Here is a 21196-nt window from a genome sequence, read left to right on the forward strand (position 1 = left end):
TGTGGACCCTCACATAACAATCAAGGATACGATCGTGACTAAAGTGCTCAAGCTGGCCACCGTTGCCACCCTCACTCTCGCTGCCCTTTCTGCTCAGGCAGCTTCCCAGCCCGCCGTCATCTATGACACCGCCGGCAAATTCGACAAGTCATTCAACGAAGCCGTGTTCCGTAACGGCGTCGAAGTCTACAACAAGGACAAAGGCGTCAAGGTCAAGGAGTTCGAACCCCAGAACGAAGCCCAGCGTGAGCAGGGCCTGCGTCGTCTGGCCAGCCGTGGCAACGGCCCGATCGTCGCCGTCGGCTTCAACATGGGCTCGGCCGTCGAGAAAGTCGCGACCGAATTCCCGAAAACCCAGTTCACCATCATCGACATGGTGGTCGACAAGCCGAACGTGCAGTCCCTCATCTTCAAGGAGCATGAAGGCTCCTTCCTGGTAGGTGCGCTGGCAGCCATCGCCTCCAAGACCGGCAAGGTCGGCTTCGTGGGCGGCATGGATATCCCGCTGATCCGCAAGTTCGAGTGCGGCTACGAGCAGGGTGCCAAATACGTCAATCCGAAGATCGAAGTGTTCCAGAACATGACAGGCTCCACCCCGGCAGCGTTTGCTGACCCGGCCAAGGGTGCCGAGCTGGCCAAGTCCCAGTTCGCCAAGGGCGTCGACGTGGTTTATGCCGCGGCCGGCGGTACCGGTATCGGTGTTTACCAGGCAGCCAAGGATGAAGGCAAGTTCGCCATCGGCGTGGATTCCAACCAGAACCACCTGCAACCGGGCACCATGCTGACCTCCATGGTCAAATCCGTGGGTCTGGCCGCTTATCAGACCTGGGATGACGCCGCCAAGGGCACCTGGAAACCGGGTATCAAGAACCTGGGCCTGGCCGAGGGTGGTGTGGATTGGGCACTCGACAAAGACAACGAGAAGCTGATCAGCGCAGACATGAAAGCCAAGGTTGACGTCATCAAGGCCGACATCATCTCCGGCAAGGTCAAAGTTCATGACTATATGAGCGACAACAGCTGCAAATACTGAGTAACCGCTACTACTCTCAACCCAACGACCGGCCCGTACGGGCCGGTTTTTAGTCTCTCTTCATGACCCGCAAGGACTGCATCATGGACCAGACAGATCGCTATGCCATCGAATTAAGGGGTATCGATAAGCGGTTCGGCGAAGTGTACGCCAACAAGCAGATCGACCTTAAGGTTCAAAAAGGCAGTATTCACGGTATCGTCGGCGAAAATGGCGCCGGCAAGTCGACTCTGATGAGCATCATCTACGGTTTCTACCACGCCGACAGAGGCGAGATGTTCATCGACGGCAACCCTTTCAAACCCCATGGCTCACAAGATGCGATTGCCGCAGGCGTGGGCATGGTGCACCAGCACTTCATGCTGGTGAACAATTTCACCGTGCTGGAGAACGTCATCCTCGGCGCGGAAAACGGCTGGCACCTGGGCCAGAGCCTGGCGGCGGCCGAGAAGCTGCTCGGCGAGCTGGCGCGGGACTATGGTCTCGACGTGCCGCTGCACGAGAAGATCGAGGATCTGCCGGTGGGCCTGCAACAGCGGGTCGAGATCCTCAAGGCGCTCTATCGCGGTGCCCGCATCCTGATCCTCGACGAGCCGACCGGGGTGCTGACCCCGCAAGAGGCGGATCACCTGTTCGAGGTGCTGAAAAAGCTGCGGGATCAGGGCGCGACCATCATCCTCATCACCCACAAGCTGCGGGAGATCCTGGCCATCACGGATCAGGTCTCCATCATGCGCCGGGGCGAGATGGTGGCCCACGTCGCCACCAAGGATACCGACAAGGAGCATCTGGCCGAACTCATGGTGGGCCGCAAGGTGCGCCTCAAGGTCGACAAGGGCCCGACCCAGCCGGGCGAGGCCAAGCTCAGAGTCAACGGGCTCAGTTACTTCGACGATGCCAAGGTGGAGCGGGTCAAATCCGTCAGCTTCGAGGTACGGGCCGGTGAAGTGGTCGGCATCGCCGGCGTCTCCGGCAACGGCCAGTCCGAGCTGCTCAGCCTGCTCGGCGGCATCATCAAGCCCAGCAAGGGCAGCTTCACCATCACAGGCAATGGTCAGGCGCACGAGGTGAGCGTGGCGCATCCGGCCGATCCCGAGCGGGTACGCAACTATGGCCTGGGCCATGTGCCGGAAGACAGGCACAAGATGGGGCTGATCAACCGCTTCGAGGCGCAAGAGGCCTTCATCCTGGGTTATCACCGCCGCCCCCAGTACAACAAGGGCTGGCTGCAGAACAAGGAGGCGATCCTGCAGGATTGCCAGGCCAAGATGGACAAGTGGGACGTGCGCCCGCCCCATCCCGACCACAAGACGGCCAACTTCTCCGGTGGCAACCAGCAGAAGCTGGTGATCGCCCGGGAAGTGGAACAGAACCCGGATGTGCTGCTGATCGGCCAGCCGACCCGCGGGGTCGATATCGGTGCCATCGAGTACATCCACCAGCAGATCATCGCCATGCGCGACAAGGGCAAGGCCGTGTTGCTGGTGTCGGTGGAGCTGGACGAGATCATGAGCCTGTCTGACCGGATCCTGGTCATCGCCGACGGTCGCATCGTCGGTGAGCTGGACGGCGCCAAGGCGGATGAGCGCACCATAGGGCTGATGATGGCGAACATAGTTCCCGACGAGGTGGCGGCAAACCAATCGCAAGGAGCCACATCATGAAGGTCACAGCCACTTGTAACGGATTCGGCCTGATGATGGTCAACACACCAGTCCCCGACGAGATTGCCAAGGAGGCTCGCTCATGAGCCAAGCACGTATCCCTGCCTGGATCTCCGTGGGCGTGCTGCCCGCGGTCAACATATTGCTGGCCTTCCTGGTGTCGGCCATCCTGTTCTACTACCTCGACATCAACCCGGTCGATGCCGCCAAGATCATGTGGTACGGCGCCTTCGGCACCGGCGAAGGGGTCGGTTTCACCCTCTACTACGCGACCGGTTTCATCTTCACCGGCCTGTCGGTGGCGGTGGCCTTCCATGCCGGCCTGTTCAACATAGGCGGTGAAGGCCAGGCCTATATCGGCGGCCTCGGCGTCGGCCTGGTCTGCCTGCTGCTCGGCGACTCCCTGCCGTTCGCCCTGCTGCTGCCGCTGGCCATCATAGCCGGCGGCCTGTTCGGTGCGGCCTGGGCCTTCATCCCGGCCTGGCTGCAAGCCAAACGCGGCAGCCACATCGTCATCACCACCATAATGTTCAACTTCATCGCCGCCTCCCTGATGGCCTATCTGCTGGTCGAGGTGTTCAAGCCGGCGGGCTCCATGGCGACCGAGAGCAAGGTGTTTGCCGAGGCGAGCTGGTTGCCCAAGGTCAGCGAGCTGGCGAGCGGTTTCGGCATGGAGATGCCCAACAGCCCGCTCAACATCAGCTTCTTCTGGGCGCTGATCTGTGCGGCCCTGGTCTGGGTCTTCATCTGGCATACCCGCTGGGGCTACGAGATCCGCTCCGTGGGCGCCAGCCAGAGCGCCTCCGCCTATGCGGGCATCTCCTATCCCAAGGTGGTGATCCTGGCCATGGTGATCTCCGGCATGCTGTCAGGCTTCTTCGCCCTCAACGTGCTGCAGGGTGAACTGCACCAGATCAAGCTCAACTTCGTGGAAGGCTTCGGCTTCACAGGTATCGCGGTGGCCCTGATGGGACGCAACCACCCGGTCGGCGTCATCATCGCCAGCCTGCTGTTTGGCTTCCTCTATCAGGGGGGCGCCGAACTCAGCTTCGAGTTCGGGGTCGACCGCAACATAGTGGTGGTGCTGCAGGGTCTGGTGATCCTGTTCTGTGGCGCCCTTGAGCACATGATGCGTCCGCGCATCGAGCAGCTCTATCTGGCGTTTGCCAACCGCTCATCCGCGCAAGCCAAGGGAGTCTGATCATGTTCGAAACTCTGATCCTGATGCTGGATGCCACTATTCGTACCGCACCGCCGCTGATCCTGGCCGCCATGGCGGGCATGTTTTGTGAACGCTCCGGTGTGGTCAACATAGCGCTGGAAGGCAAGTTGCTGGCGGCGGCGTTCGCCAGCGGCGCGGCGGCGGCCGTCTCCGGCTCTGCCTGGATTGGTCTGGGTGCGGGTGTGGGCGTCTCCATCCTGTTCGCCCTGATGCACGGCTTTGCCACCATCACCCACAGGGGCGATCAGGTGGTGAGCGGCATGGCCATCAACATACTGGCGGCCGGTCTGACCGTCACCCTGGGCCGTTACTGGTTCGATCAGGGTGGCCAGACCCCGGCGCTGTCCGGTGCGGCACGCTTCGCCCCCATAGATCTGCCCTACGCCAAGGAGCTGTATGACGTGCCCGTCATAGGCCAGCTCTACAGCGAGCTGCTGAGCGGCCACTCCCTGCTGGAGTACGTGGCGTTTGCCGCCGTGCCCCTGGCCTGGTGGGTCTTGTTCCGCACCCGCTTCGGCCTGCGTCTGCGCGCCGTGGGCGAGGCGCCGGCGGCGGTCGACACCGCCGGCATCTCCGTGGTGCGGATGCGTTATACCGCGCTCATCATAGGCGGCCTGCTGGCCGGTATAGGTGGCACCTATCTGGCCGTGGCCCAGACGGCCCAGTTCATCCCCAACATGAGCGCGGGCAAGGGCTTCATGGCGCTGGCGGCGCTGGTGTTCGGCAAGTGGCGCCCCTGGAATGCCATGGCGGCCTGCCTGCTGTTCGGCTTCCTCGATGCGGTCGCCATCCGGCTGCAAGGGGTCAGCATAGGTGGCTTCGCCATTCCGGTGCAGGCCATAGAGGCGCTGCCTTACATACTGACTGTGTTCCTGCTTGCCGGTTTCATCGGCAAGGCGGTGGCCCCCAAGGCGCTCGGCACCCCCTACGTCAAGGAACGGGAATAGCCCTCTCCTTCATGCCATGCAAAAAGGCCCGCACAAGCGGGCCTTTTTTATCTCCGTTTCCATACCGCCCGCCCCTCAACCCACCGGTCGCACCAGCGCGGGCTGATGGGGATCGCTGAGCCGCTCGGCCAGGTAATCCACCAGCAGCCGCACCTTGGGGGAGAGATGGCGGTTGTGGGGGTAGAGGGCCCAGATCCCCTCCTCCGGTGCCCGCAGCTCGGGCAGCAGCTCGACAAGCTCGCCCCGGGCCAGATGGTCGCTCACGTAGTAGTCCGGCAGCTGGATGATGCCGATCCCCTTGAGCGCCGCGTCCAGCAGGGCGTGGCCGCTGTTGCACTGCAGCAGACCGTGCACCCGCACGCTGTGGGGGCGAGCGTCCAGGGTGAAGTACCAGTCGTCACTGTTGCCCACCAGACAGCGGTGGCGAGTCAACTCGGAGAGGCTGTTGGGGATGCCGTGACGGGCCGTGTAGGCCGGCGAGGCGCACACATAGGGCACCCGCTGCGCCAGCTTGCGCGCCACCAAGGTCGAATCCTTGAGGTGACCGAGCCGGATCGCCAGATCGTAGCCTTCGTGCACCAGATCCAGCAGCTGGTTGGTGAGGTTGAGGGTCACCTCCAGCTGGGGGAAACGCACCATGAAGTCGTTCACCAGGGGGGCTATGCGGCTCTCGCCATAGGAGACGGGCGCCGTGATCCGCAAAGACCCTTGCGGCACCGCCTGATGGCGTCCCACCGCCAGCTCGGCCTCGTAGAGGTTGTCCAGCAGCTGGCGGCAGTGGCGATAGTAAATTTCGCCAAGCTCGGTGAGCCGTACCTGGCGGGTGGTGCGCAGCAGCAGCTTGGCCTGCAGCCTGTCTTCCAGCTGCGCCACCTGTCGGCTCACCTGAGCCACCGACACCCCCAGCTTGCGCGCCGCCGGGGTAAAGCCCCCCTGCTCCGCCACGCTGACAAATTCACAGATCCCTTCCCAGCCGAGCATTATTACCTGTGTGTAAAAGTGATTTGATATTTAGCCTTATTATCACCAAATCGAAGGGAAACTACACTGCATACCTGAGTTCATCTCTGTTCACCTACCGCAACAAGAAGGATGTCATTCATGGCACAGGTTCAAAGCATCAAGTGTAAAGCCGCCATCGCCTGGGGACCGGGTCAGCCCCTCTCCATCGAAGAGGTGGAGGTCATGCCACCCCAGGCCGGTGAAGTGCGGGTACGCATAGTCGCCACCGGCGTCTGCCACACAGATGCCTTCACCCTGTCCGGTGAAGATCCGGAAGGGGTCTTCCCCTGCATCCTGGGCCATGAAGGCGGCGGCATAGTCGAATCCGTCGGCGCCGGCGTCACCAGCGTCAAGGTGGGGGATCACGTGATCCCGCTCTACACCCCCGAATGCGGCGAGTGCAAGTTCTGCAAATCCGGCAAGACCAACCTGTGCCAGAAGATCCGCGCCACCCAGGGCAAGGGGCTGATGCCGGACGGCACCACCCGCTTCTCCAAGGATGGCCAGCCCATCTATCACTACATGGGCACCTCCACCTTCAGCGAATACACTGTGCTGCCGGAGATCTCCATCGCCAAGGTAGACCCGGCCGCCCCGCTGGAGGAGGTCTGCCTGCTGGGTTGCGGCGTCACCACAGGCATAGGCGCCGTGATGAACACCGCCAAGGTCAAAGAGGGTGAGAGCGTCGCCATCTTCGGGCTGGGTGGCATAGGCCTCTCCGCCGTGATCGGCGCCCGTCTGGCCAAGGCCGGCCGCATCATCGCCATCGACATCAACGAGAGCAAGTTCGAACTGGCCCGCAAGCTGGGCGCGACCGACTGCATCAACCCGAACGACTATGACAAGCCCATCCAGGAAGTGATCGTCGAGTTGACCGATGGCGGCGTCGACTTCTCCTTCGAGTGCATCGGCAACGTCAAGGTGATGCGCGCCGCGCTCGAGTGCTGCCACAAGGGCTGGGGCGAGTCTGTCATCATAGGGGTGGCCGGCGCGGGTCAGGAGATCAGCACACGTCCGTTCCAGTTGGTCACAGGCCGGGTCTGGCGCGGCAGCGCCTTCGGCGGGGTGCGCGGTCGCAGCGAATTGCCGAACTACGTGCAGCGCTACATGCAGGGTGAGTTCCGCCTCGATGACTTCATCACCCACACCATGCCGCTGGAGCAGATCAACGAGGCGTTCGAGCTGATGCACGAAGGCAAGAGCATCCGTACCGTCATCCACTACTGAGCATGATCACCCCGCCCGCCGCCGCGGGCGGGGTGCAGGAGTTCCTCGATGAATCTGGACATTATCAGCAGCAACAAGAGCTTCGATGGCTGGCACAAGCGCTACAGCCACAGCTCCAGCCTGCTCGGCTGCGAGATGCGCTTCGCCATCTATCTGCCGCCTCAGGCCCTCACCGGCCAGAAGGTGCCCGTGCTCTACTGGCTCTCCGGCCTCACCTGCACCGATGAAAACTTCATGCAGAAGGCGGGGGCACAGCGCATCGCCGCCGAGCTCGGCATAGCCCTGGTGGCACCGGACACCAGCCCGCGCGGCGAAGACGTGGCGGACGACCCCGCTTACGATCTCGGCATGGGGGCCGGCTTCTACGTCAATGCCACCCAGCATCCCTGGCGCGATCACTACCAGATGTATGACTACGTCACCCGCGAGCTGCCCGAGCTCATCGAGACCCACTTCCCGGTCTCGACCCGGCGTGCCATCAGCGGCCACTCCATGGGCGGCCACGGCGCGCTCATCGCCGCCCTGCGGGAACCCGGTCGCTACCGCTCGGTGTCGGCCTTCAGCCCCATCAGTCACCCGAGTCGCTGCCCCTGGGGCCAGAAGGCGCTCGGCGCCTACCTCGGCAACAATCCGCTGCTGTGGCAGGAGTGGGATGCCTGCCAGCTGCTGCGCCACCATGAGGTGACGCCGCTGCCGACTCTGGTGGATGTAGGGCTGGACGACCCCTTCCTCACCGAGCAGCTGCACATAGATGCCCTGGCCGATGCGGCCGCCAGCAAGGCCTGGCCGCTGGAGCTCAACCGCCATGCCGGCTATGACCACAGCTACTACTTTGTGGCGAGCTTCATCGAGGCGCACCTGCGCTTCCACGCCCGCCACCTCTGATCGAAACAGGCCCGTCACGGGCCTGTCTCTTTTCTGCGTTCGATTGTCGGCTTGAGGCCAGCGGCGTCAGCTGCCCTGGCGGGTCACGTCACCCGAGCCCGCGATCTTGCTCTCCAGCTTGGGATCACCCCAGTAGCTGACCGAACCGGATCCGGCGATGCCGACCTTGAGCCGATCCCGAGCCCGTACCTCCACATCCCCGCTGCCGGCGATATTGATCTCGACCTGATCGCTTCTGAGACCGGCGCCCAGCACATCGCCGGCGCCGGCTATGTTCAGCTCCACGGCTTTGGCCGAGCCTTCACCCAGATCCAGGCTGCCCGAACCGGCTATGTTGCCCTCCAGCCGGTTCAGATCCAGCTTGCTGGCGACTATGTCGCCCGTGCCGGCCACCGACAGCACCAGCTGGTCACCCTTGAAGCCATGCAGATCGCCGCTGCCCGTGCCCGCCAGCGCCAGCTCATGGAGCTCCGGCAGTGTGATGGTGAGCTCCAGCGGCTCAGTGGGATCGAGCCGATAGCCATCCTTCACCTCTATCTCCAGCTTGTCTCCCTTCTCGGTCAGCACCAGATAGGGCAAGAGGTTCTCCTGCCCCTTGATATGAATACCGCTCGCCTCACCCGCGACCAGATGGATACTGGCGGGCACACCAGCCAGTATCCTGGTCACCTGCCGACCCATGGCGTGCTGCTGCTCGATCACGGCCCCCGCCCCACTTACCCGGGTATCATCCAGCCAGCTGCAACCACTGAGCCCCACGACCAGCATAATGCCCATCATCCATTTCATCGCCACTCTCCTCGTTGTGTTCTGGCCGTCTTCAGACCGTTTGGTCCTCATAGATGGCAAACCCCATGCCAAATCATCAACCGCATGATTTTCATCATCATTTAACTTTCCCATGTCAGCATCATCACTATACAGAGAGTCATTCAGACCATAATTTGGTAAAAATGACCATCCCAAAACGGGGAGAGCCCGGTCGGTTGGCAGCCCTCCCGCAGGGTCGCTATGCTGACAAACCGTGGAAGTTTTTTGTTGTGGCGCCAGTCCGTTGAGCCAATAGTGATACCTTGTGCGTATAGAGCTCTCCATCGATGCATTTACCACTGTCTTGTCAGTCTTCACTGCAACAAGGAGTCAGAGCGTGACCCAAGTCAGCACCTCGTTTTACACCGCCGTCGGCCTGCCTGAGCCGACCCGCACCCCGCTGCTGACCGGCAGCGATCCCGAGCAGAAGCGCCGTGAACTGCTGGCCTACTTCTGCCAGACCTTCGATCTCTACGACTCGCTGTTCGATTGTCTGGCCGATGAGCGCGCCTGGTTCAACAAGGCGATCCCGCTGCGCCACCCGCTGATCTTCTACTACGGCCACACGGCCGCCTTCTTCATCAACAAGCTGCTGGCGGCCCGCCTCATCGACAGCCGGCTCGACGCCCGCATCGAGGCCATGGTGGCCATCGGGGTGGACGAGATGAGCTGGGACGATCTCGACGAGACCCACTACGACTGGCCCGCCGTCGCCGAGCTGCGCGACTACCGCGCACAGGTGCGCGCCCTGGTGGTCGACTTCATCGAGCGGATGCCGCTGACCCTGCCCATCGACTGGCAGAGCCCGGCCTGGGTCATATTGATGGGGATAGAGCACGAGCGCATCCACCTCGAGACCTCCAGCGTGCTGATCCGCCAGCTGCCACTGGCCTGGGTACGGCCCCGCCCCTATTGGCCCGCCTGCCCCCAGGTACGCCATCAGATGGCGGACGTGCCTGCCAACAGCCTACTGCCGGTGGCAGGGGGCAGGGTGCGGCTCGGCAAGCAGGATGCCACCTACGGCTGGGACAACGAATATGGCGAGCGCCACATCGACGTCGCCCCCTTTCAGGCCAGCCGCATGCTGGTCAGCAATGCCGAGTATTTCGCCTTCGTGCAGGCGGGGGGGTATGAGCAGCAGCAGTGGTGGGATGAGGAGGGTTGGGGCTGGTGCCAGTATGCCAGGGCGCGCATGCCCAGCTTCTGGGTCGGCGATCCCAGCGAACCCGAGCAACTGCAACTGCGGCTGATGACGGAGCGGGTGGCCATGCCCTGGGACTGGCCCGCCGAGGTCAATCAGCTGGAGGCCGCCGCCTTCTGCCGCTGGAAAGCTGCCCAGACCGGGCTGCCCATCCAGCTGCCGAGCGAGGGGGAGTGGGCGCTGCTGCGCGATCAGCTGGCGGGGGATCAGCCGGACTGGGTTGAGGCACCCGGCAACCTCTATCTGGCCCGCTTCGCTTCGTCCTGTCCGGTGGACGCCTTCCCCCAGGGCAGCTTTTTCGATCTGGTGGGCAACGTCTGGCAGTGGACCAGCACCGCCATCGACGGCTTCGAGGGGTTCAAGGTACACCCGCTCTACGACGACTTCTCCACCCCTACCTTCGATGGCAAGCACACCCTCATCAAGGGCGGCAGCTGGGCAAGCACGGGCAACGAGGCCCTCAAGTCATCCCGTTACGCCTTTCGCCGCCACTTCTTCCAGCATGCGGGCTTCCGCTATCTGGTCTCCCGTTATCAGGAACCCGTTATCGTGAATCCTTATGAAACCGACACGCTCGTTGCACAATACCTCGACTTTCAGTACGGTCCGGCCCACTTCGGCGTGGCCAACTACGCCAAGACCCTGGCAGACCTGGCCAGCGAGCTGTGCAGCAACCACCAGCGGGCGCTGGACATAGGTTGCGCCACAGGTCGCGCCAGCTTCGAACTGGCCCGTCACTTCCAGCATGTGGACGGAGTGGACTACTCGGCCCGCTTCATCGACGTGGCACTCGCCCTCGCCAGCCAGGACAGCTTCCGCTATGCCGTGCCACTGGAGGGAGATCTGGTGGAATATTGCGAGGCGCGGCTGTCGAGCCAGGATCTCGACGCCGAGCAGGCCGGGCGCGTCCACTTCAGCCAGGGGGATGCCTGCAACCTCAAGCCCAAATACGGCGACTACGATCTGGTGCTCGCCGCCAACCTGATCGACCGGCTGCGCGAACCGGCCCGCTTCCTGCGCGACATAGCGCCGCGCCTGCGCAGCGGCGGCCTGCTGGTGCTCACCAGCCCCTACACCTGGCTGACCGGCTACACCCCCAAGGCCAACTGGCTTGGCGGCATCCGTGAAAATGGCGAGGCGCTCAGCACCTATCAGGCGCTGCAACGGCTGCTGACGGAGGAGTTCAAGGAGCACTGCCCGCCCAGGGACGTGCCCTTCGTGATCCGCGAGACCGCCCGCAAGTATCAGCACACCCTGGCCCAGCTCACCGTCTGGCGTAAGCGCTAGAGAGCGGCGACGGCACGGGTCGTGAAAATAAAAAAGGAGGCCTGTCGGCCTCCTTTTTTTCATTGTGGCGCGCACCCGGCTGGGCTCAGGCCCCCTGCTCGTGATAGCGGCGGGCCAGCACGGCACAGACCATCAGCTGGATCTGGTGGAAGATCATCAGCGGCAGCACCATGACACCGACGCTGGCGGCCGGGAACATGACGTTGGCCATAGGCACCCCGTTGGCGAGGCTCTTCTTGGATCCGCAGAAGACGATGGTGATCTCGTCCGCCTTGTTGAAGCCGAGCCGGCGGCTGATCCAGACGTTCCAACCCAGCACCAGTGCCAGCAGCACGCAGCTGAGCAGCACTATACTGGCCAGATCGTACCAACCTACTTGGTGCCAAATCCCCTGCACCACAGCCTCGCTGAAGGCCACATAGACCACCAGCAGGATGGAGCTCTGGTCCAGCTTGCCAATGAGTGGCCGGTGGCTGTCGACCCAGCGACCGATGAGCGGGCGCGATAGGTGGCCTACCACGAACGGCAGCATCAGCTGCACCATGATGGCCTGGATGGAGTGCCAGGTATCGACCCCCTCCCCTTGTACATTGATCATCAGCCCCACCAGCACGGGGGAGAGGAAGATACCGAGGATGCTGGAGGCAGAGGCGCTGCACACAGCCGCCGACACATTGCCCCCTGCCATGGAAGTGAAGGCGATGGCCGACTGCACTGTGGCGGGCAAGGCGCACAGATAGAGGAAACCGAGATAGATGGCCGGGCTCAGCCATTGCGGCACCAGCGGGGTAAGCAGCAGCCCCAGCAGCGGGAACAGCAGGAAGGTGCTGGCCATCACCACCAGATGCAGCCGCCAGTGACCCAGCCCCGCCAGCAGGTTCTGGCGCGACAGCTTGGCGCCGTGCATGAAGAAGAGCAGCGCCACCGCCAGCTTGGTCAGCAACGCGAACCAGACGGCAACCTGCCCCTCGCAGGGAAAGAGGGAGGCCAGGGTGACCACCAGAATAAGCACACAGGTAAAGGGATCCAGACGCACGAGTGGTCTCCATCGGAAGCAGATCCCGCCCTCGTCAAAGAGGCCGGGTTCAGGGACGACAAGAAACACAACAGGAGGTGTCTGGCACCTCCCGTTGAAACGAATCCCCAGCTTACCCCTATATGCGGGAGGCGCAAAGTTGAGCGGCCCCTCGCAGCGTGCAGGAAATTAAGCAACCCGGGCTGGCGGCCAGCCCTGTGATTCAGCGCTGTTTGGCCAGCTTGGCGCCGTCTGCCAGCTTGCCGTTGCCGGTTTTCTTGTCATTACCACCAAGCTTGCGGGCCTGGCGCTTCTCGAAGCGGGAGATCCACCAGTAGGCGATCGCCGAGAACACCGCCGTCATGAAGACGTTGATGAAGAAGGCGCGTACCAGATCCACCCCGCTCGGGAAGGCGGAGGCGCTCATGCTCACCACGAATATGAGGATGAGCACCGAGACCACGGCCATGCCGAAGGTGCGAGATCCCATTCGGAACTCGCGGGGGGTGTCGTCGTGTTTCCAGCGGAACACGAAGTAAGCCACCATGATGAAGATGGGCGGCAGCATGGCGGTACCGGCGGTGAGGTTGATGGCGGTGTTCATCATCTGCTGCACCGACTCGGAGCCGAAACCGTTCACCACCAGCATCACGAACACGAACACAAACTGCCACCAGGCGGCGCGCACCGGCACCCCGTGCTCGTTGAGCTGGGTGGTCTTCTCCCCATAGACGCCCTGGGGGATCTCGGAGAAGTGGATCTTCACCGGGGCCGAGGTCCACATCATCATGGAGCCGAACATGGCGATGAAGAGCACAACCCCGACCGCGCGGCCGACCAGCACCTCGGACAGATGGAAGTACTGGGCCATGCCGGTGAAGATCTCCACCATGCCGCCGGCATAGGTGAGGCTTTCCCGCGGCACGAACACGTTCACCAGCAGGGAACCCAGCGCATACATGGCACCTATGACGATACCGGCCGTGATGATCACCCTGATGAAGGACTTCTGACCGCCCTTGACGTCGTTGAGATAGGCCGCCGCCGTCTCGGCGCCACCGGCAGCCTGGAAGATCCAGCACATTATGCCCAGGGTCGCCCAGTTGACTGTGGGGGTCATGGCTTCCAGCGTGATGGGCTGGGCCGCCACATGATCTCCACTCAGTGCCATCAGGGCACCCAGCACATAGATGGCGAACAGCGCGAACACCCCGTAGGCCACCAGTTCGGCAATCTTGCCGAGCCAGGTCGCCCCCCTGGTGGAGATATGGGTTGCCGCCGCGAACAGCGCTATGGAGATGATCGAGGTCACCATGGGGGAGAAGCTGTATTCATACCCCAGCATGGCGTAGGAGGCGTAGGCGATGACGTTGGGCAACAGGGAGACGAACCAGAACAGGTTCACGAACCAGTAGAGGAAGGAGCCCAGATAGGCCATTCGGGTGCCGAGCGGCTTCTTGAGCCAGTCATACATGCCCGATTCGGAGTTCTTGTTGGCCGAGACGAACTCGGAAATGATGAACACGAAGGGGATGAAATAGACGAGCGTGGCCAGCAGGAAGATGGGCGCCGAACTGAGCCCAAGTTCTATGTTGTTGTTGACTATGTTGCGCACGTTGAACACGGCGGCAAAGGTCATCGACAACAGGGCAAACTTGCCCAGGGTGCCGCGTACGGAATCAGACATATGTCCTCCAATGGAATAACGCCGCTTCACCAGCTGACGCTTTGACTCTGAATGTGTTCGGCACAGGCCTCATGGCCCGGCCAGAGATTTTCTTGTTATGGTTGGGCCGCTCAAGCGACCTCGCTGGCAAACCGCTGCGGCCCAACCGCACCGGCACTCAATCAGGGATCCCTCAGACGATCTGGGTACCCGGCGCCATGGGCACGCGAGGCTGCAGCAGCACGCTCTGGCTCTCGTCCGGGGTCTCGGCGCAGAGCAGCATGCACTCGGAGCGCTCGCCGCGCATCCTGGTGGGCTTGAGGTTGGTCAGCACCACCACCTGGCTGCCCATCAGCTCATCTTCGCTGTAGTGGGGCACCAGGCTGGTGACGGTCTGCAGCGGCCGCTCGCCCCCCACGTCTATCTGCACTATGTAGAGCTTGTCGGCACCGGGATGGCGCACCACCTCCAGCACCCTGCCCACCTTCATCTCGACCCGTTTGAACTCGGCAAATTCGATTGTCTCGCTCATTCCATTCTCCTTCTGTTCTGTGGTTCAACCGGTGACGGGTGGCTGTCGCCACCCGCTTTATCTCTCTTGGCCACTCGGGCCCGGGCCGGCTTGCTCTGGGGATCAGGAGGCCTGGATGGACACCTGAGCGGCCGGCAGGGCCTCTTTCGCGCGCGCTTCCTCACTCAGGGAGGCTTCGTATCTGTTGTATTTCCACCAGGCAAAGCCGAGGAAGATCACTATCCCGCCCACGTTGTAGAAGACGATGGTCATGATGTCGGCACCGGTCGGGAAGGTGGAGGCGAGGAAGCCCACCGAGAAAATGGCGATCAGCACCGAGACCACGGCGATCCCCGTGGTGCGCGAGCCCATCTTGAAGTCCCGTGGCAGGTGATCCAGCTTCAGGCGCAGGTTCAGGTAGGCCAGCATGATGAACAGGGGTGGCAGCATGGAGGCGGCCGCCGTCATGTTGATCACCGTATTCATCAGGTCTTGGGCGGTGTTGGAGCCCAGGGTCGGGATCAGCATCAGCGGCAGCACTATCAGGTACTGGATCCAGGCTGCGCGAGCGGGCACGCCGTTTTCGTTCAGCTCGACCGTCTTCTTGCCGAAGATGCCGGCCGGGATCTCGGAGAAGAAGATCTTCACCGGGGTAGCTGTCCACATCAGCAGGGAGCCGAACATGGCGGTAAAGGAGACCAGCCCCACGAAGCGGTTCATCAAGATGGCGGGCAGACCAAAGTAGGACGCCAGCCCTTCGAACACCTGCACCGAGCCGCCGGTATATTTCAGGGTGCCGCTGGGGACGAAGACGTTGATCAGCAGTGAGGCGATGGAGTAGAGCACGCCGATGAAGATCCCGGCGATGATGATCACCTTCACGAACGACTTGGATCCGCCCTTCACGTCATTGACGTAGACAGCCACCGACTCGGCGCCACCGGCTGCCATAAAGATCCAGGTGGTGATACCGAGGAAGGCCCAGCTGAAGTCCGGGATCATGGCCTCTACCGTGATGGGATCGGCCGGTTGCACGCCGCCCACCAGTGCCGCACCTGCCAGCAAGATGTAGGAGAGGGTCAGCAGCAGCATCAGAGAGGAGGTCACCGAGGTGATGGGGCCCAGCATCTTGGCGCCGTTGGTGGAGACGTAGGTCGCAAAGGCGAACAGGATCATGCTCAAGCCAGTGGTCGCCAGCGGGGTGAGTATGTATTCGTAGCCCAGGAAGGCATAAGAGGCGTAGGCGATGACCCGCGGCAGCAGCGAGGTGAAGAAGAAGAGGTTCACGAACCAGTAGGTGTAGGCGGAGATAAAGGCCCAGCGCCCGCCGAGGGAGCTCTTCACCCAGGCATAGACGCCCGCTTCGGAGTTCTTATTCAGCGAGACGAATTCCGCGATGATGAGGCAAAACGGAATGAAGTAAAAAATGGTGGCCAGAAAGAACATAGGGGCCGAGGCCAGACCGATCTCGATGTTGTTGTTGATGACGTTGTTGAAGCTGAATACCGCCGCGAAAGTGAGCGACAGCAGACCAAACTTGCCTATCGTATTGCGTTTGGAATCAGACATGGTGCATCTCCAGACCTGTAGTTATTGCTGCGAAAGGGCGGGGCATGATTTGTAGGGTGAACCCCGCCCTTCCGGCTTTGTCAGTGCAAAAACAGCGGCTTGTTATTTGTTTTTGAAGTAGCCGCCTTCGACCGTGACCTTGATGATCAGCTTGCGCACCGGCGCATCGCCGGCGAAGCGATAGGCCTCATGGTTCTCGAAGATCACCAGCTGGCCATTGCCGACCTTCTGGCGCTCTCGCACCTCGCCGGCCAGCCACTCGCGGTCGCTGGTGTCGTCATAGGCCGATTCCGTCTGCAGGCCGTGCTTCTCGGCCCACTCCACAGTCTCTTCCCCTTCCAGGTAGTAGTGGATATCGAAGTAGCGGCGTTGCCCCTCGAACAGAGAGGTGGCCGGACTGGCCCCCTCTTGCAAGCGGTAGGTGAGGGAGTCACCGATGGAGTGGCAGATGCCGGGCTTGAGGTTCGGCAGGTTGTCGATAGCCTCCACGCAGCGGCCCCACTTCTTGCCTTCCCGGTAGATGTTTTTGAACAGGGTCAGGTTGTCCAGGGTGATCATGCGAGCGTCCTCCCGCCGTTGATGGTGAGATCGATCCCGGCCAGCGCAGCCGGATTGAGGTTGCCACGGGCGATGGGCAGCAGGGTCAGGCCGAAGCTGAACGGTTCGAAACGCACCCGCCAGGAGTCCAGCACCTCTGAGCCCCAGGAGTTGGAGCCCAGCCCCAGCACCCTGTGATCCAGATTGAGGGTGAGATAGCCGCTCGGCTCCAGTTCGTTGATGTGCTGGGCTGCGTGGATATGCTCCCAGCTGTAGGGCCAGACGCTCAGGTTGATGGGGGCATCGGGCCGCACATAGAGACCGGCGCCGTGGCGGTTGGTCAGGGTCGCCCAGCGCACCTGCTGGCGGTTGCCGTTGTCCTGCGGGAAGGGGTAGTGCTCCCACATCTCGCCCACAGTGCTGTTGAAGCAATCGATCCAGTTGCTCTGGCGGCTGTCCTGGTAGTTCTCCCCCGGCCCCATGCCAAGGTAGTGCACCCGGTCGAGATCCTGGCGGATACCCAGTTCGAAGCCGATCTTCGGGATGATGTCGTCATAGCCGCCATAGGGCTGACCGGACAAAGCGACATGCAACTGGCCGTTCGGGCTCAGGGTGTAGACGTAGCGGCAGCGCATGCCGAAGTCGAACACGGGCGGCGCTATCAGGCTCTCCACCGTCACTTCGACCGCCTCCCCCAGCCGACGCCAGCTCAGGGAGCGGAAGTGCTCCTGCATGATCTGCAGGTGGTTCGGGTGCCAGAGGCTCTCGTACTCCTGCTTGTGGTTGTCGATCATCGGCTTGAAGAAGGTGAGGCGCGGCGAGCGCTCGACAAGCTCATTGCCATCCTGCTGCCAGCTCACCAGCTTGCCGTCGAGGCGAGAGAAGCGCAGGGCGAAGCCGCAACCAGTCAGGGTCAGCGCGAGTCGCTCGTCGGCAATCTGCAGCGCAGTGGCGTTGGGATTGGCAAAGGGTCGCAGCTGGCGAGTCGATGCCTTCAGCTGGAACTGGTACTGGCCCAGCTCGTGCTCAGCTGCGCTGTAGCGGGTAGCGGTGGCCTTGATGACCCGCAGCTGGACGAAGGTTTCCCGCGCATCGAGGGATGGCAGCTCAAGCTGCAGATCTGTGGTGGCACCGGGGGCAACCCCTTCCAGCCGGATCTGCTGGCTGGCCAGCAGTTCGCCTTCGGCCTTCACCTCGACCAGCAGGCGGATGTCGTCGAGATTGGAGAACCAGTAACGGTTTTCCACCGCCAGCTTGCCGCTCGCCAGATCCAGCGCCCGCACCTTGACCGGGCAGATCACCTGCTTGTATTCGCGCAGGCCCGGCCCCGGGGTCTGATCCGGATAGATGAGGCCATCCATGCAGAAGTTGTAGTTGTTGGGGTAGTCGCCGTAGTCACCGCCGTACTTGTAAACGGGGCGACCCTGCTCGTCCTGATCCAGGATGCCGTGATCGCACCACTCCCAGATGTAGTGGCCCTGGATGTGGGGATGGCGATCGAACACCTGCTGGTATTCGCTGAGGCCACCCGGGCCATTGCCCATGGCGTGGGCGTATTCGCAGAGGATGCGCGGCTTGGCCATAGGGAACTCGCCGAAGCAGTTCATCTGGGAGACGCGGGAGTACATGGTGCTGACCACGTCCACCACCTCGGCATCGCGATCCTCCTCGTAGTGCACCAGCCGGGTCGGGTCTATCGCCTTGCAGCGGCGGTACATGGCCCTGATGTTGCAGCCGTAGCCGGACTCGTTGCCCAGGGACCAGATGATGATGGAGGGGTGGTTCTTCTGGGCGTGAACGTGGCGCTCGATCCTGTCCACAAACACCGGCTCCCAGAAAGGGTCGTCTGTGATGCGGCTAAGATCGCCGACGTTGGCAAAACCGTGGGTCTCCACGTCTGTCTCCGCCATCACGAACAGGCCGTACTGGTCGCACAGCTCGTAGAAGCGCGGGTCATTCGGGTAGTGGGCGGTGCGCACCGAGTTGAGGTTGTGCTGCTTCATCAGCACCAGATCGCGCTCCACTCTATCCATGCCGACGGCGCGGCTCTTGAGGTGGTCGTTGTCGTGACGGTTCACCCCGTGCAGCTTGAGGTACTGGCCGTTGACATAAAACAGCCCGTCTTTGACGCGGATCTCGCGTACCCCGACCCGCTGCGGGATCACTTCCAGCAGCTCGCCCTGACCGCTGTAGAGGGAGAGTATCAGCTGATAGAGATAAGGGTCTTCGGCGTTCCATAGATGGGGGTTGGCCAGATCCAGCGTGAAGCGACAATCACACTTGCCGTCGATGGCGAGATTATCGAGAGAGCCGCTGGCGATCTCGCTGCCCTGATCCAGCAGGGACCAGACCAGACGGTGATCACGGGCCGATGCTCCCAGATTTTCCAGCTGGATGTCGCAGCTCAGGGTGGCGCCTTGATTGTCGTCGGCCAGCGCGGTGCGGATGAAGAAGTCCTGCACGTGGGCAGCCGGTTTGCCCACCAGATAGACGTCGCGGAAGATGCCCGCCATCCACCACATGTCCTGATCCTCGATATAGGTGGAGTCGGCCCACTGCATCACCCGTACCGAGAGCAGGTTCTCGCCGGTGTTGGCATAGGCGCTGATGTCGAACTCGGCGGTGAGGCGGCTCCCCTTGCTGAAGCCGACATAGTGGCCGTTCACATAGACCTCGAAGTAGGTCTCCACACCGTCAAACTTGATGATCACCTGCTCGCCGTCCCAGGCCGGGCTCAGCACGAAGCTGCGCTGATAGGCGCCGGTGGGGTTGTTGCTCGGCACGAAGGGCACGTCTATGGGAAAGGGAAAGCCCTCATCCGTGTATTGCAGGTTGCCGTGCCCTTCCATCTGCCACATGTTGGGCACTGTGATCTGGCCCCACTCGCTCATGGGGCTGTGATAGAAGGCCTCCGGCACCTGCAATGGGTGCTCGAAGTAGTTGAACTGCCACTGGCCGCTCAAGGAGAGAAAGCGGCGGCTCAGCTCGCGCTGCAGGGTCGTCGCCGTGGCGGCATCGGCATAAGAGAAGAAGTAGGCGCGCGGGGCCAGCCTGTTTTCACCAACGAATTGAACGTTTTCCCAGTTATTCACATGTCCTCCCGGAACAAGGCAACTTTGACTGGGTAAACTCTAGATAAACATTTACTAAATATCTGGTAATGATCGGTAAAGTTTTAACCCCATCACACAAGATGGCTGGATTTGTGAGCGAGATCAGAAGCCGGAACTAAAGGAGGGGTTTGTCTGCCTGGGTGGCATGGATGTTGATTCCCATAAGAAAGGAAACAATAATATTGTTATATAACAATATATTAAGCATTTATTAAGAGTGGGAATGTCTATCCGGGATAAAGAGAGTCGCCGCACCATGTCAGGATGGCGCGGCTAAAAACCAATGAGTTTTACTAAAACTACCGGGTGGTGCCACGCAGGGTCAGTCGGCTGGGAACCAGTACCCGCAGCGGGACCTCACGTTCGTCGCGAAGCCGTTCTACCAGCAGATTGACCCCCTGGGAGCCCATCAACTCGGAGTGGATCCGCACGGTGGAGAGAGGCGGGAAGGTGAATTTGGCGGTCGGAATATCGTTGACGCTGATGAGCTCGATCTGCTGGGGAATGGCCAACCCCTTCTCGTGGATGGCCCGCAGCACACCGATGGCGATGGAGTCGGAGGCGACAAACAAGGCCTTGGGCCAATCCCCCGCCAGCATCTCCTTCGCCAGTCGATAGCCGGAGGCACTGGAGAAATCCCCGCGATAGAGATCGTTCTCCTGCACCACTCCCAGCCGCTGACCATAGTCGAGGAAAGCCAGCTCACGCAGATCCGGCGCCTCATCCTGACCACCTATGTAACCGATGCGGCCGTGTCCCTGGGCCATGAAGAAATCCACCACCTGCTGGCTGATCAGCGCCAGATCCACGTCCACCGAGTCAAACTCCCCCTGGGAGCGACAGTCCACGAACACCAGCTGGGCAGAGAGGGAATAGAGTGCGGCAAGCCGCTCAGGTGGCAGATGGCCGATAACCAGAATACCGTCGACGGCGGAGAGCTCACGCCCCTCGGCACCGTTGTAAAAATGGGTAAGCTCGATATTGAGGCGGGCACACTGGGTCTCGATGCCATAGCGAATGGCGAGATAGTAGGGGTCGTTGACCTCTGTGCTCTGCGGGTAGGCATAGACAGCCAGGAAGTGCAGCTTGCTCTTGTGCACCCCTTTGCGAGCCGTGCTGGTCTTGTATTCCAGCCGCTCGGCGATCTCAAAGATCTTCTGCCTGGTCTCTTCCTTGACGCTCAGCGTCGGGTCTTCATTGAGCACCCGTGACACAGTCGCCTGGGAAACCCCCGCCTCCTGCGCAATTTCCTTCAACGTGGCCATGCATACTCCTCTGGCGATGACTCCCGACAATACCAGACCAAGAGTAACGGGCAACGTGCTGACATCCCAGCATTTTTACTAAAAGAAACCCAGGGTGGGAGGAAAAATTCCAAAGCAAAAAGGCCTCCCGAATGGGAGGCCTCTTCTAAATAGGAGCCTGACAGTGTCCTACTCTCGCATGGCGAATGCCACACTACCATCGGCGCTACCGCGTTTCACTTCTGAGTTCGGCATGGGATCAG

Annotated in this window: 16 protein-coding genes; 7 read left to right on the forward strand and 9 right to left on the reverse strand. The window is 61.8% G+C overall.

Going from position 1 to position 21196, the window contains the following annotated elements:
* Nucleotides 1–34: 34 nt before the first annotated feature.
* From ACM3N8_RS19350 to ACM3N8_RS19365, 4 genes are all read left to right on the forward strand, one after another.
* Complete coding sequence (locus ACM3N8_RS19350) at nt 35–1033, forward strand: BMP family lipoprotein (protein WP_043139487.1); 999 nt, start codon at nt 35–37, stop codon at nt 1031–1033.
* Between the two features lie 83 nt (nt 1034–1116).
* Nucleotides 1117–2697 carry an ABC transporter ATP-binding protein gene (locus ACM3N8_RS19355; RefSeq protein ID WP_241280475.1) on the forward strand — a complete coding sequence of 527 codons (1581 nt, stop codon included), beginning with the start codon at nt 1117–1119 and terminating at the stop codon, nt 2695–2697.
* 82 nt (nt 2698–2779) lie between these two features.
* On the forward strand, nt 2780–3898 hold the full coding sequence (locus tag ACM3N8_RS19360) for an ABC transporter permease (protein ID WP_042866832.1): 1119 nt from the start codon (nt 2780–2782) through the stop codon (nt 3896–3898).
* Between the two features lie 2 nt (nt 3899–3900).
* Complete coding sequence (locus ACM3N8_RS19365) at nt 3901–4866, forward strand: ABC transporter permease (RefSeq protein WP_042866829.1); 966 nt, start codon at nt 3901–3903, stop codon at nt 4864–4866.
* A 75-nt stretch (nt 4867–4941) separates the two neighbouring features.
* On the opposite strand, the gene ACM3N8_RS19370 is transcribed toward ACM3N8_RS19365, so the two are convergent.
* On the reverse strand, nt 4942–5847 hold the full coding sequence (locus tag ACM3N8_RS19370; protein ID WP_043554608.1) for a LysR substrate-binding domain-containing protein: 906 nt from the start codon (nt 5845–5847) through the stop codon (nt 4942–4944).
* A 120-nt stretch (nt 5848–5967) separates the two neighbouring features.
* Here ACM3N8_RS19370 and ACM3N8_RS19375 point away from each other — a divergent pair, with 120 nt between their 5' ends.
* Nucleotides 5968–7095 (forward strand): S-(hydroxymethyl)glutathione dehydrogenase/class III alcohol dehydrogenase, encoded by a 1128-nt coding sequence (locus tag ACM3N8_RS19375; protein WP_290019271.1) that lies wholly within the window; start codon nt 5968–5970, stop codon nt 7093–7095.
* A 48-nt stretch (nt 7096–7143) separates the two neighbouring features.
* On the forward strand, nt 7144–7980 hold the full coding sequence (gene fghA, locus ACM3N8_RS19380) for an S-formylglutathione hydrolase (RefSeq protein WP_043554610.1): 837 nt from the start codon (nt 7144–7146) through the stop codon (nt 7978–7980).
* A 66-nt stretch (nt 7981–8046) separates the two neighbouring features.
* Here the strand turns inward: fghA and ACM3N8_RS19385 are convergent, their stop codons facing one another.
* Nucleotides 8047–8769 (reverse strand): head GIN domain-containing protein, encoded by a 723-nt coding sequence (locus ACM3N8_RS19385; protein WP_043554611.1) that lies wholly within the window; start codon nt 8767–8769, stop codon nt 8047–8049.
* A 358-nt stretch (nt 8770–9127) separates the two neighbouring features.
* Between ACM3N8_RS19385 and ovoA the strand changes: the two genes are divergently transcribed.
* Nucleotides 9128–11278, forward strand: a complete 2151-nt coding sequence (ovoA, locus tag ACM3N8_RS19390; RefSeq protein WP_416016504.1) for a 5-histidylcysteine sulfoxide synthase — start codon at nt 9128–9130, stop codon at nt 11276–11278.
* Between the two features lie 85 nt (nt 11279–11363).
* Here ovoA and ACM3N8_RS19395 read toward each other — a convergent pair whose 3' ends face one another.
* The 7 genes from ACM3N8_RS19395 to ebgR all read right to left on the reverse strand — a co-directional run bounded on the left by ACM3N8_RS19395 (nt 11364) and on the right by ebgR (nt 20954).
* Nucleotides 11364–12314 carry a bile acid:sodium symporter family protein gene (locus ACM3N8_RS19395; protein WP_416016505.1) on the reverse strand — a complete coding sequence of 317 codons (951 nt, stop codon included), beginning with the start codon at nt 12312–12314 and terminating at the stop codon, nt 11364–11366.
* Between the two features lie 202 nt (nt 12315–12516).
* The gene (locus tag ACM3N8_RS19400; protein WP_416016506.1) at nt 12517–13980 is read right to left on the reverse strand and encodes an amino acid permease; all 1464 of its coding nucleotides are present in this window, start codon (nt 13978–13980) and stop codon (nt 12517–12519) included.
* A 172-nt stretch (nt 13981–14152) separates the two neighbouring features.
* Entirely contained in the window at nt 14153–14491 is a 339-nt protein-coding gene (locus ACM3N8_RS19405) for a tRNA-binding protein (protein ID WP_098981072.1), read from the reverse strand.
* 102 nt (nt 14492–14593) lie between these two features.
* The gene (locus ACM3N8_RS19410; protein ID WP_098981073.1) at nt 14594–16039 is read right to left on the reverse strand and encodes an amino acid permease; all 1446 of its coding nucleotides are present in this window, start codon (nt 16037–16039) and stop codon (nt 14594–14596) included.
* Between the two features lie 102 nt (nt 16040–16141).
* Nucleotides 16142–16597 carry a beta-galactosidase subunit beta gene (locus ACM3N8_RS19415; protein WP_098981074.1) on the reverse strand — a complete coding sequence of 152 codons (456 nt, stop codon included), beginning with the start codon at nt 16595–16597 and terminating at the stop codon, nt 16142–16144.
* Nucleotides 16594–19668, reverse strand: coding sequence for a beta-galactosidase subunit alpha (ebgA, locus tag ACM3N8_RS19420; protein WP_416016507.1), 3075 nt, complete (start codon nt 19666–19668; stop codon nt 16594–16596). Before ebgA ends, ACM3N8_RS19415 begins: the two co-directional genes overlap by 4 nt.
* A gap of 320 nt (nt 19669–19988) precedes the next feature.
* Complete coding sequence (gene ebgR / locus ACM3N8_RS19425; protein WP_098981076.1) at nt 19989–20954, reverse strand: transcriptional regulator EbgR; 966 nt, start codon at nt 20952–20954, stop codon at nt 19989–19991.
* Nucleotides 20955–21196 lie beyond the last annotated feature (242 nt).

Source organism: Aeromonas sp. A04, assembly GCF_047780465.1.
GTDB lineage: Bacteria > Pseudomonadota > Gammaproteobacteria > Enterobacterales > Aeromonadaceae > Aeromonas > Aeromonas bestiarum.